Origin of the sequence: Massilimicrobiota sp. An105 (assembly GCF_002161155.1) — a bacterium.
GTDB classification, from domain to species: domain Bacteria; phylum Bacillota_I; class Bacilli_A; order Erysipelotrichales; family Coprobacillaceae; genus Allocoprobacillus; species Allocoprobacillus merdigallinarum.
Map to the genome: position 1 here is coordinate 18,259 of NZ_NFLY01000035.1, position 12,538 is coordinate 30,796.

Annotated in this window: 10 protein-coding genes; 1 reads left to right on the forward strand and 9 read right to left on the reverse strand. The window is 30.2% G+C overall.

Going from position 1 to position 12,538, the window contains the following annotated elements; translation table 11 throughout:
- Window positions 1-18: 18 nt before the first annotated feature.
- The 7 genes from B5E48_RS09900 to B5E48_RS09930 all read right to left on the reverse strand — a co-directional run bounded on the left by B5E48_RS09900 (window position 19) and on the right by B5E48_RS09930 (window position 5,381).
- Window positions 19-981 carry a type I phosphomannose isomerase catalytic subunit gene (locus B5E48_RS09900; protein WP_158097285.1) on the reverse strand — a complete coding sequence of 321 codons (963 nt, stop codon included), beginning with the start codon at window positions 979-981 and terminating at the stop codon, window positions 19-21.
- A gap of 102 nt (window positions 982-1,083) precedes the next feature.
- Window positions 1,084-1,887 (reverse strand): HAD-IIB family hydrolase, encoded by an 804-nt coding sequence (locus tag B5E48_RS09905; RefSeq protein ID WP_087304932.1) that lies wholly within the window; start codon window positions 1,885-1,887, stop codon window positions 1,084-1,086.
- Window positions 1,888-1,901: 14 nt separating this feature from the next.
- Window positions 1,902-2,738, reverse strand: a complete 837-nt coding sequence (locus tag B5E48_RS09910) for a PTS system mannose/fructose/sorbose family transporter subunit IID (RefSeq protein WP_087304933.1) — start codon at window positions 2,736-2,738, stop codon at window positions 1,902-1,904.
- Window positions 2,735-3,538 (reverse strand): PTS mannose/fructose/sorbose/N-acetylgalactosamine transporter subunit IIC, encoded by an 804-nt coding sequence (locus B5E48_RS09915; RefSeq protein WP_087304934.1) that lies wholly within the window; start codon window positions 3,536-3,538, stop codon window positions 2,735-2,737. The genes B5E48_RS09910 and B5E48_RS09915 overlap by 4 nt, the downstream gene beginning before the upstream one ends.
- A 4-nt stretch (window positions 3,539-3,542) precedes the next feature.
- Window positions 3,543-4,043: a PTS sugar transporter subunit IIB gene (locus tag B5E48_RS09920; protein WP_087304935.1), complete on the reverse strand. Its 501-nt coding sequence runs from the start codon at window positions 4,041-4,043 to the stop codon at window positions 3,543-3,545.
- Between the two features lie 89 nt (window positions 4,044-4,132).
- Window positions 4,133-4,525 (reverse strand): PTS sugar transporter subunit IIA, encoded by a 393-nt coding sequence (locus B5E48_RS09925; protein ID WP_087304936.1) that lies wholly within the window; start codon window positions 4,523-4,525, stop codon window positions 4,133-4,135.
- A gap of 16 nt (window positions 4,526-4,541) precedes the next feature.
- Window positions 4,542-5,381, reverse strand: coding sequence for an aldo/keto reductase (locus B5E48_RS09930; protein ID WP_087304937.1), 840 nt, complete (start codon window positions 5,379-5,381; stop codon window positions 4,542-4,544).
- A gap of 448 nt (window positions 5,382-5,829) precedes the next feature.
- On the opposite strand from B5E48_RS09930, the gene B5E48_RS09935 reads away from it, so the two are divergent.
- A complete protein-coding gene (locus tag B5E48_RS09935) occupies window positions 5,830-6,363 on the forward strand; it encodes a type III toxin-antitoxin system ToxN/AbiQ family toxin (protein WP_087304938.1) in 534 nt (177 codons plus the stop codon).
- A 229-nt stretch (window positions 6,364-6,592) separates the two neighbouring features.
- On the opposite strand, the gene B5E48_RS09940 is transcribed toward B5E48_RS09935, so the two are convergent.
- Together B5E48_RS09940 and B5E48_RS09945 are read right to left on the reverse strand one after the other, a co-directional pair.
- Window positions 6,593-10,075: an alpha-L-fucosidase gene (locus B5E48_RS09940; protein WP_087304939.1), complete on the reverse strand. Its 3,483-nt coding sequence runs from the start codon at window positions 10,073-10,075 to the stop codon at window positions 6,593-6,595.
- 20 nt (window positions 10,076-10,095) lie between these two features.
- Window positions 10,096-12,336: a glycoside hydrolase family 16 protein gene (locus B5E48_RS09945; protein WP_087304940.1), complete on the reverse strand. Its 2,241-nt coding sequence runs from the start codon at window positions 12,334-12,336 to the stop codon at window positions 10,096-10,098.
- Window positions 12,337-12,538 lie beyond the last annotated feature (202 nt).

Here is a 12,538-nt window from a genome sequence, read left to right on the forward strand (position 1 = left end):
CATCTAACAATTTTAGAGTTATCCATAGTAAGCTAAAATTGTCATTTCTCCTTTCCACACTAATTTTTTTACATTTGCACTGATTAAGAAAGAATCTCCTGCTTTAAGATAAACATCTTCTATTTGACCTTCACCATCAATAACAAATGCACCTAGATAAGGTTTTGGCATTGTTAATTCGCCTTCACCTTTGACAACATATTTATAAACTGAAAAATTCTCATTATCTGTTAAATTAATTTCTGTTACACCTTGATGATTACGATAACGATAATATGTATCTTGACACTCAAATGGAACCAATATATTATCTTTAGCTTTCTCAATATCAAGTTGTCGTGGTTGTCCATTTTTATCTAGACGATCATAATCATAAAAACGATATGTGATAGGACAAGGATTACATACTTCCATAAAAGTTGTTCCTTTTTGTATAGCATGTAGTGTTCCTGCCTGAATGTTATAAAAAGATCCAGGAAAAATAGGATATCTTTTCAATAAGCCATTCCAATCCTTTTTTTGAATATACTCATCTAATTCTTCAAACGTTTTAGCATTATGTCCCATGACTATATCTGAATGAGGTGGACAATCCACAATATACCAGCTCTCACTTTTTCCATGACACCCTAAATTTTTTAAAGCATATTGTTCTGTAGGATGAACTTGTATACTTAAATCTGCACACGCATGAGCTATCCCCATAGACACAGGTATATGTTCCCATTTTAAAGTTGAAGGTGTTCCAAACATTTCTGGGTGTTCTTCATAAAGCTCATTTAATTTTCTTCCTTTATATTCACCATTTAAAATTTCATTAGCATCTTGTGGTAATCCACTAAATGCACCCAAACCCGTGACTTCATCTATATTCATATTTTTTGGTACATAATTTTCTACATGATAATGATGAACCAATGTCCCATCACCCCAAATTGCAGTTGAAAATGTCGGCTTTAAAAATACGTATTTTTCATTCATAAAAGTATCACCTCTATTTTTATCGTATATTTCAAATGAATAAAATGATTGAAGCATATTGTATATAAGTAAAAGATTATGCTTTTCTAAATCCTTTTGCTTTTAAATTTCATTTTCTAAAATATTAATTACATCTTTTATATTTTTAACTCTATATGTTGCTTGTTTCTTTGCAACTTCATGTCCATGCACCATACAAAAGCTCATATGACAAAAATGGAACATTCCTATATCATTTAGACTATCACCAATGGCAATAGTATTCTTTTGAGGTATATTATTGAGTTTTAAGTATTGATATATACCGTGTTCTTTTGTCGCTTGTTGCTGAGTAATATCGTAACTATAATCTGATGTTTCTTTACATTGATAATGATTTGTACGACTTAAAATATTTTTTTGATAATCTTCATAAAATTCATGATGTTTTTGTTTATTAGGGAAAATATAATTTATATGGATAATTTGTTTATAATCATTTTGTATATATTCATCTATAGTTTGAGAAAGAATTTTATTGGGATCATTTTGAAACATAAATGTTGTATATAAAGATAATTTTCCAAAAATATATTCATTATCAATGTTTGTCACTTTAGCATAATCTTTGTACTTATACATACCATGATATATTTCTAAAAATTGATTATTTGTAAAAGGATATAAGCAGATAACTTTATGATTCATATATATTTCAGCACCATTCCAACCTATACAATCAAAATCAATCGATTTAAATTTTGTTGTAATATTATTCAAAAAAGTATGATGTCTAGCTGTACATAGTACAAATTTATTTTTATTATTGATCCAACGTTTAATAGCTTCAACATCCTCATCTAATACTTCCTTTGTTTTCGGTCTTAATAATGTATCATCCAAATCACAAAATATAATCTGATTCATATCATATCCTCACTTTAAACAATACCAAAAACTCCTAACACAATGGCAATCACAAGATAAACACCAATCAATTTAATTGCACTAAACTTTTTAAATTTTAGTAAATAGAATCCTAATAAAACAAGACACATTGGAATAAACTTTGGAAAAATACCATCTAAGACCTCTTGAAAATTAATAGTGCTATATTCACTTACATATTCAGCAGTAATTGTAAAATTTACATAACTTGCTGTAATAGCTCCCACTACAGTTAACCCAAGAACTGACATAGCATCTTGAATTCTAGCCATTTGTTTACCTAATAATTTATTAACTGCTTCACGTCCTGATTTATATCCTGACATAAAAGTTATTCTTGAAATTAACATATTAATTCCATATAGTACAGCAACTGCAAATATAGCTCCTAGTACACTTCCATTTGTAGATAAACCAATAGCAACGCTTAACACAATTGGTGGAATAGTTGCTTGAGTAATTGCATCACCAATTCCAGCTAAAGGGCCCATAAGTCCGACTTTAATATTTTGAATAAAATCATCACTAATTTTAGCCCCATTAGCTTTTTCAACTTCCATTGATGCAACAATTCCATTGACAACTGCCCCAACAATATTATTTGTATTATAAAAAACTGAATGTCGTTTTAAAGCAGCTACCATTTTTTCTGGTTTATTTTTATAAAATTTCTTAAAAATAGGTAACATGGATAAGGTAAAACCAGGTGCTTGTAATCTTTCATACCCAAATACAGTAAGAGCATATTTCCACCATGTCCACCATACTTTATTAACTTCCTTTTTTGTTAATTGCGTTGATTCATTAATAATTTCTTTTTTTTCACTCATAATAACTCATCCTCCTCATCATCTTGTATTTCTAAATTATTTTCATTCTTATGATCAGTAAACATATAATACATAACAGCTAAACATGCCCCAAACACTGCTGTGGCAACCATATTAAATTGTAAAAATGTAATACACATCATTCCAATAAGGAAGAATATAACAAATTTGTAATCCTTTAATGTATAAGTTACTAAAATAGAAATTCCTACTGCTGGTAAAACACCACCCAAGACACTTGCTATATGTAAAACAAGTTCAGGTATAGCAGCTAATAATGAAGAAGCATAATTACTACCTAATAAAACAATAGCGAAAGTTATTCCAAATCGTATAACAAAACTTGTTATAGGTGGTAAAACCATATATGCAACCTTCATTCCTTTAATATTATTTTGAGCAATGAATTTATCACCTAATTGATAAAATACAGACGCTAAAATTTCATAACCTGTAAATAAGGCTGCTCCCAAAACACCTACTGTTGCTGCTAATGTTACTGCTACATTTGCATCAGCACCCGCTAACATTGCCAGTGCTATTGAAGGATATGATACAAAAGCCATATCAGCTGTTGCAACACCACCGATAAGAACCTGCCCTAAATACATAGCTTGTACAGCTGCTCCAATTGTTGCTCCAGTTACAACATCTCCTAAAATAATACCAACAATTGTTCCCCCAACAATTGGCCTCGACATAGCATCAGAAAAAGCGACTCCTAATGGTTGAGAATTCTCAACACTTCCTAACCAACATGCTACACCTATTAAAAAGGCTTGAAAAATACTTACATCCATAATTTTAACCTCCCTTATAATTTGATTGGACTTCTTTAAACGTTAAACCTTTTTCATCTGGTATCAATTTAAATTGAATATCAATACCTTGTGCATTCAAATATTCACAATATTTCATATCATTTGGTGATAAATAAACATTATTATAAACTTTCTCAGTTCCTTCTGCTTTACTTGCTGTTCCAAATATAATTTCTTTACCAAAATCTACCCCTTTCTTTTTAAGCAGATAAAGTTGTTCAATTTTCTTTGAAATTAAATAATATTTTTTCTTTCCAGATATGGCTTTAGGTACTTTTTCTATAGCTTGTTCAACTGTGAAAATATATACTTTTTTACCTAATCCATTTCCTGCATTTATGAAAACTTCTTTTAAAAATGGATCATTAGCTAATTCATCATCAACTAATAAAATAATAGCATCCCCTTGTCTGACCTTCGTCCACATCAATAAAACTTGTCCATGTATCAAACGATCGTCCACTCTTACCAAATTTAAAGACATAATTTTCTCTCCTTTCCTGTTATGTTATCGTGTTGTCATGACATCTTTACATTAATATAATAGCATTACTTTTATAAAAATGCAATGCTCTATAAACTACAAATAGAAATTTTTCCTGTGTCCATAATTTGGTTAATTAATTGTTGCGTTTCCATATCTAAAGCACATAACATCCCTAGCTCTATAACCATTGCTAGATTCATTCCTGATACAAGATATATATTTGAATCTTTGTGAGCCAGTATATATCTATAACATTCGTTATATGGAGTAACATTTGGAATATCCGTTACAATAATAATTTCTTTATATTCTTTTTCTAATGTTTCTATTCTTTCAGTTAGTTGTACTCTAAAATTATCAACTCCTTCTTCTGTTAATGAACATGTATAAATATTTTCCTTTTTACCTATAATCATCTCACAACTTTCTTTAACACCTTCACACATTGTAGAATGTGTAACTAATAAAATAGCTTTCATTATTTCCACCTCATCTTTAAAAATTTGCTGTATCTGGATAGGATCCTATTTTTCCATGAGTCTGACTAAGATTTTTTATTCTTTCAATATCTTCTTTCACTAATTGAAAATCAAAAACTTCTAAATTACTTTTAATTCTTTCATTTGTTACTGATTTAGGTATAGGAATGATTTCATTATCTATGGCATATCGAATACAAATTTGAGCAGGTGTCTTTCTATATTTCTCCGCTATCTTCTGTATAATCGGATCATTCAATACTTGACTTCTTCCTAATGGACTATATGCTTCTAAAACAATATTATTTTGACGACAATATGATATTGTTTCTTCATCATAATAATAAGGATGGAATTCTATTTGATTCACCATAATAGGAATCTCTATCTCCTGACTGAGTTCTTCTAAATGATGTTTCATAAAGTTACTTACTCCAATCGCTTTAATTTTACCCTCTTTATAGAGATATTCCATTGCTTGATAAACTTCAATATTTCTTTTTTGATAATTCTCTCTATAGTCTTTTGGTGCAGGCCAATGAATTAAGTATAAATCAATGTATTCAAGCTGTAATTTATTTAAGCTTTCATAAAATGCATCAATAGCTTCTTGATAATGACTTACTGTATTCCATAATTTTGTTGTAACAAAAAGCTCATCTCTTGATATATGACTTTGCTTAATTGCTTCACCAATTGCACATTCATTCCCGTAGCTACTTGCAGTATCAATATGTCTATACCCATAGGAAATAGCTGCTTTCACTGATTCAACAGCAGTATCATAATCATCAATTTTCCAGGTTCCAAAACCAATACAAGGTATATTCACACCATTATTTAATTGTAAATCCATTATTTTCCTCCTTTATTGTAATGATGTCATGTCATCATTATATTAACTCTTGTGTATTTTTTTGTCAATATGAAGTGATAAATTATCTAAAATGTTTATCAACAATATTTTTTAACATACAAACTATGAATAAGATTTCATTCTAAAATTAATAGAAAAATAACTTTAATTGTATCAATATATTTTTCATATCATATACTATATATAGAAATATTCTTATCAGCATTGACCTTACTTTTCATTTGTAGTATATTATAAATGAAGAATATTTCAAAAAAAGGATAGAAGTTTGTTAAATGGTGCTTCACAGCCGTTAAATGTGAGTTGAAACATTCAGTGCTCCACAGCTGAAAATGTGGGTTGAAACATTCAGTGCTCCACAGCTGAAAATGTGGGTTGAAACTTTTAACAGACTACCTATCCTTTTTTATTTAATCAGGAGGATGCTATGAGCAAATTAAATATTTATTACATAAACAATAACTATATCAATTATTTGCAAGAAGAAGAACGAAAAGCAAGGGGTTTTACTAAAGTTTCAAACAACACAGATATGAACTATGAAAATTTCAAACCTTATGTAGGTATTGTTTTACAAATTGAAAAATACAATTACTTTGTTCCACTAACACATCCAAAACAACATTACGATGATAATGCTCGATTTTTTAATAGAATTTCTCATCCTATTGAATTAACAAATGGAAGAAAATATGGTCGACTAATGTTTTGCTATATGATTCCTATAAAAGATAATAATTTGATTCATTTGATTAATATTAACAATATAGAAGACAACAATTATAAAAATGTACTTATGTCACAATATTTCTATTTAAAATCACCTGAAAAGGAAGAAATCATCATAAATTCAGCAATCAAGTTATATAATAAAGTCAAAGGAAATCCTCATCATTTTCTTTATTCTAAATGTTGTGATTTTGAACTACTTGAAAAAGCTTGTAATCTTTATCCATTATAACAATTATATATTCTCATTTTTATTTAATATACTCATTATTAAACATTGAAACAGAGGTCTTTATAATATTATGCTTTTGTTTTATTTTATTATGTGTATACATATAATAATTTAGTAATATATCAACAGATGTTTTCAATATTTTTTAATATATTCTTTTTATAATAATAAGCTTAAATATAAAGAAAGCTATTGATAAAAATATCAATAGCTAATCTTCAAAACAATATTAATCTTGAGAATCAGATTTTTTATTTTTTATAACCACAAATAAACATGCAGCTCCTAATAATGCTAATACAAATACTCCTATAACTTGTTCATCACCAGTTTTTACTTTATCATGAGATGAAGTTGTACCATTTACTGTTGGTGTAGTAGTAGAAGGTTTTTCTCCAGTTTGTCCTGAATTTCCTTGATTTGGATTATTTTGACTTGGTTTTTCAGGTGTATCTGTACCTGGATTCATTGCATCACTCTTACCTTTAACTGTAACTGTAAATTGAGCTTCAAATTCACCATAATGTACAGTTAAAGTTTGTTCACCAACTTTTGATGAATCAAATCCTGTTACTTCTACTTTATGAGTAATATCAGTCGTTGCACCTGTATCATATTTTGCTATAACTTTTAATCCTGTTAAATCAAGCGTATCTCCAAGTGCATAAACCGTCTTACTTGGCATTTGTTCAATTGCGATACTTTCAATCTTTCCATTTGATACTTCTTGTAATTTAATTTTTGCATTATCAATAGCTAAATCACCATCTGATTTTGCTAAAGATTTAGCAGTAATAACAACTTGAGAAATACCAGTTTCTTGAATATTCAATGGTATTGATTTTTCTATTAATGTTTCTGAAGCATCTAAAGAAATTGTTTGTTTAACAATATGATCTCCACTAATGATAAGTGACATAGGTTGTGTTGCCTGATAAGTAAAATCAAAATTATATAAACCTGTTTTTTGAACATTTAATGGTATTGTAATTGTATTTCCATCTTTAATCTTATTGATCAAACGTCCATTACTATAATCACTTCCATTAACCATCTTTAAGTATTCATTAGCAACAATGTTTTCATGTGACGAATCTAATACACCTAATTCTGCTTCTAATGTCTTTTCGTTTTCAAAATTATCTGGCATAATCATCGCATTTCTTACAGAATATTGACTAATGACTTCAAGATTATTGTAAGCTTCCATTAAAGCATTAGATAATTTCATTTTTTCATCATCACTCATAGAATTATCATCTACTGCTGCTTTCGCTTTTATATAAGCTTGATCAAAGGCATCCCAGCTTTCAGCTTTATACCATGATTCACTAATATTTGAAGTTTGTTCTACAGCATCAGCTATTCTCTTATCATTTTCAACAATTAAGATTCTGGCTGTACTTCTCATACCAAGTTGTGCCCCACCTGTTGGTGAGAAAATTTCTACATAGAAATCTTTATTTCCAGTCACATCCAAATTATCAATAGTTTTTAAAGTTACATATTTTACTTTTTCTCCATCTTTGAATGTAATTGTTTCATTTGTAATATTTTCATAATATTGACCTTGTACTGCTGTACCTGGAGGTGTTGTGACATTAACAGTAACTTCTCCTGTTGAGCCACCATTACGTTTAATCTTAACTTTGATAGAGTCTCCTTCAGCTACTTGATATGAATCTGTTTCAATTTCAAATAAACCATTTTCATTTGTACCTAAATAGTAACCATATGCAAAGTTTACAGGTTTTCTATTTGTACCTGTTGTTAATTGAATTGTATGTGTTCCTGCACCTAAAGTTGGAGATTCATACAATATTTGACCTGGTGTTATTTCTCCAGCTGAAGCATTAGCCGAACTTGTATATTTTCCATCAATATAAATATCAAATGAACCATAGTCAGGTCCTTTTGTACCTACTAATGCAAAGTATGTTCCTTCAAATGTATACTTAATATTTGCCCAACCGTCAGTTGTTGTATAACTTCCATCTTCTTGTTTTTCCCAACCTGTATTTCCTTGATGGTCACCATCCCAAGTACCATCATTTAATTCCAATCTTTCATCATCACCATAAACAAATTTTGTATATGCTTCTGGTAAAGGTTGAGTTTTTTCAAAACCATCAGCTGTTTTATAAATACCAACTTCACTGATCATTGGTTCAGCATAAGATCTTGTAATATTAATTCTAATAGCTTTTGCTTGAATCGGATCAATTCTTAATAATTTTTTAGCTCCAATAGTATGACCATCTTCAAAAGGTAGCCATTGTCCATCTGCAGTTTGATATTCTACTTCAAACTCACTAATTCTTTGTCCCTTTTCAATATATTCTTCAATTGATACAACATCAAATTCTTTCACTTCATCAAATTCAATTTCTAAAGTTCCTGTTTTTTCACCTTTTGCTGTTGTCCAATAAGTATCTTCATCACCATCAATAGCTTTAGCTGGTGAATACTCTTTTGCATTTTCATAAACAGATGAAGCTCCTGCTTTAGAATTTTGTGCTAATAAATTTGTTTTAAATGTATTATCAATTGCATTTTTAAATTCAATTAATCTTGAATAAATACTTCCATCTAAATCCCCTGTTTGCTTTGGTGGGAAGTTCAATAATAATGGTGATCCATTACCAACAGTCTGGAAATAAATATTTCCTAATTGACTCATTGATTTTGGTAAATCTCCATCGTGATAGAACCAACCAGAAGTAATACTGACATCACTTTCTGGAACTGACCAATGATCACCATCAGGAATACCATAAGTAAATCCATCAGCTTCACTATATCCGTCACCTTTAACTGAATCTACTTTAGCCCAAGTTGTATCACTTGCTTGCCCTTTTTCATTTCCAATCCAGTGAATTCCACCTTCTGTTCCACCACCAAAAATAAGAATACCTGGTTCATTATCTTTGATAGTTTTTAAAATACGTTCTGTATCATATTCCTGAGCGTCGCCACCTTCTCCTTTGGCACCATCCATCCACCATTCTGTGAATTTTCCTTGATTACCATATTTAGGATTAGTTACGATCTCAGTAATCTGATTAACATAATAATCATTATAATCTAAAGCATCTTTTTCTTTGACTTCTTCCATTGTCATTCCATCAATTGGATTTCCATTTTCATCTAACAATGGATTACCATCTTTATCATAGTATCCATAACTTTCAGCATTTTCGTCCCATGGAGATAAGTATAATCCCATATCCATATCATATTCAGTACAAGCTGCTGAAATTTCTGCTAAAATATCTCCCTTACCATCTTTATATGGTGAATTTTCAATATCATGTTCTGTATATTCACTTGGCCAAATACAGAAACCATCATGATGCTTTGCAGTTACGATGACTTTCTTAAATCCAGCATTTTTCAATGATTCAACCATTGATTTTGCACTTTCTCCAAAATCTCCTGTAGGATTGAATACAGATGGAGATTCTGTTCCATCTCCCCATTCATTACCCGTAAATGTATTTACACCAAAATGTATGAATGCAGCTAATTCATCATCGTGATATTGAAGCTGTGCTTCATTTGGTAAAGCTCCCCAGCTTTCTGGTTCAGTAACTGTTTTATCTTCTAAATCAGTGTCATAGACTAAGGCATTTGAAGAGTAAACAGCTGAACCAACAATTGTCATTGCAAGTGTACCTGCTAAGGCACCTTTTAAAATCTTACTTTTATTCATAGTTGTTCCCTTCTCTTTCCTTATTTAACATGTAATGTTGCACACGCTCTTGTATATACGTTATTTTCACCAATAGTAGAATAAACAATTTCATATGTTCCTTCTTTTGAGAAATCAATTTCACTTGTTCTTGTTCTACCATTCCACATTAATTTTTGCCCATCATTGATTGAACAGCTTACATCTAATGCTTTACCATTAGCATCAGTTGCCTTAACATTATCCAATAATGATGATAATTGTGATTCATCACTAATTGTTATGTCTTTTACACCACTAAAAGTTGGTGCTGTCGCATAATATTTGTCAGCAGCTTCTTTTTGAGCAGCTGTCTGGCTATAACTTACATAATCAATAATGAAATCCATAGGGAAATCTGTATCTTCGTTAGGGAAACCAGGCCATGCTCCTCCTGCAGCCAAGTTAAATAATAAGTAATGAGGTTTTTGGAAATAATCTAAATCTGTAATATAAATTGTGCTATAAACATCACCATCAACATACCATTCAATTGTATCAGGATTCCATACAATACCAAATGTATGATAATCATCATTAAAAGTACCTTCTTTTAATGAATAAGTATTTGTTTGAGCTTTGTCACCATTTTCAGTCAATCCATTGTGAATAGTTCCATGAACTGTACTATCACTTGTTCCTGAAACATCAGGATTTGCTCCAATTAATTCCATAATATCAATTTCACCACACATTGGCCATCCAACACCTTGTTTAGAATCAACCAATCCATCTAATGTGAAATCATTTCCTAAAGTCCAGAATGCAGGGAATGCTCCAGCGCCTTTTGGTAATTTAGCTCTCATTTCAATTTTTCCATATAAGAACTCTTTCTTACCAAATGTTGCAATACTTCCTGAGTCATATTTCTTAACAATATCACTACCATCAGCATTATAATGAACGCGATATTCATCTTTTTCTGTTGCACGTAAATATAATTTCCCATCTTCAACAAAAACATTATCTTTATTAGAAACATAATCTTGAGGTTCAATACCACGTTTATGTCCTAATTGATATGACCATGTACTTGTATCTAAAGTGTCGAAATCATCACGCCATACTTCAGTATACTTTTTATTTTCTTCTTCTGCAGCTTCTTCTTTTTCTTCTTCTTCATATTGATTGTATTGTGATTTTTCATATAAACGTAAATCACTAATACTAACACTACTTTCACCTACATACTTATAAATATCTATATACAATTTTGTACAATCTTTTGTATTAAATGTATAAGTATATTCTTTCCATTCTTGTCCTGATGCATATCCAGCATTATCATCAGCTACAAATAATTTAGTATCAGTTCCATCAATTCCATTAATATTTGTTACTGTGCCTGTTCCAGAAGCCCCATGTTTTATATATACTTTAAACACATAATCTGTCTGAGCTTTTAAATCATGAGCAGCAACCTTTAATGAATTTTCTTTAACATTTTCTGGCAGAACCAATCCATTAGCATTTTCTCCATATCCTTCACCTATTGTTGCAGGTGTATCTCCATTGTAATAAAACTTTCCTGGAACATAATTTTGAATATTACCATCATTTTTTTGAATATCATCATCTTGTAAATTAATTAAATCACTATTTTTAATGAAATTCACTAACTTTGTCTTTGACTCTTCACTAGCTTCATAATCAGTATACTCAACTTTTGGCATTAATACAGCCTCATCAACGTAAACACTAGCTTTATAAATGTCACTATCGGTATTAGATTCATCAACCCATTTTAAGACACTTACAGTTATTTTACTATGATTTCCTGAATTAAAAGAAATTTTCTTTTGAGTCCATTCAACTCCTTTCATATTAGTTTCTTTGATACCTTCAATAGCAGTACCATTACCATCTAATACTTGGACAATAGCTTCTCCTTCTGAAAGCGAAGTCTTTACATAGGTACTAAATACATAGTCTGTATTCTTTTCAACATTTACTACCTGTCTAATCCAAACATTGTTGTTATTAGCTGGTAAAATTCCAGAGCGTTCACTCTCATTGTAACCAATGTAGCTAACCTCCCCTCCACTGTTTGAGTACCATGATCCAACTTTCATATCGGATGCATTACCCGTGTACTTTCCAATGTCAGCCGATTTGATATTTTCAAAATCGCCATTGGAAATGAGATTGCTAGCAGCATTGACATTCCAGTTTTGTGGAATCATTGTTCCCAACATAGCAAATGTCATTGCTCCAGCGACAAAAACTTTCTTTTTGGTCTTCATACCTTTCTCCTTTCCCGTTTAGTAAAAATATAAAGTTTTTTTATTTCTTTTTTACTAAACTTTTTACTATGGTTAGTATATACCGTCAACTTCTACTAAAATTATACATCTATATAGATATCAAGCCATTAGTGCTTATCTAATGGCTTGATGACTTCTCTAGCGAATTCTATATATTCTTTTTCATTGATTCCTATTTGTT

Excerpts from the sequence above, each read along its gene's own strand:
- B5E48_RS09900 (WP_158097285.1), bottom strand. The coding sequence starts at position 981 with ATGAATGAAAAATACGTATTTTTAAAGCCGACATTTTCAACTGCAATT.
- B5E48_RS09905 (WP_087304932.1), bottom strand. The coding sequence starts at position 1,887 with ATGAATCAGATTATATTTTGTGATTTGGATGATACATTATTAAGACCG.
- B5E48_RS09910 (WP_087304933.1), bottom strand. The coding sequence starts at position 2,738 with ATGAGTGAAAAAAAAGAAATTATTAATGAATCAACGCAATTAACAAAA.
- B5E48_RS09915 (WP_087304934.1), bottom strand. The coding sequence starts at position 3,538 with ATGGATGTAAGTATTTTTCAAGCCTTTTTAATAGGTGTAGCATGTTGG.
- B5E48_RS09920 (WP_087304935.1), bottom strand. The coding sequence starts at position 4,043 with ATGTCTTTAAATTTGGTAAGAGTGGACGATCGTTTGATACATGGACAA.
- B5E48_RS09925 (WP_087304936.1), bottom strand. The coding sequence starts at position 4,525 with ATGAAAGCTATTTTATTAGTTACACATTCTACAATGTGTGAAGGTGTT.
- B5E48_RS09930 (WP_087304937.1), bottom strand. The coding sequence starts at position 5,381 with ATGGATTTACAATTAAATAATGGTGTGAATATACCTTGTATTGGTTTT.
- B5E48_RS09935 (WP_087304938.1), top strand. The coding sequence starts at position 5,830 with ATGAGCAAATTAAATATTTATTACATAAACAATAACTATATCAATTAT.
- B5E48_RS09940 (WP_087304939.1), bottom strand. The coding sequence starts at position 10,075 with ATGAATAAAAGTAAGATTTTAAAAGGTGCCTTAGCAGGTACACTTGCA.
- B5E48_RS09945 (WP_087304940.1), bottom strand. The coding sequence starts at position 12,336 with ATGAAGACCAAAAAGAAAGTTTTTGTCGCTGGAGCAATGACATTTGCT.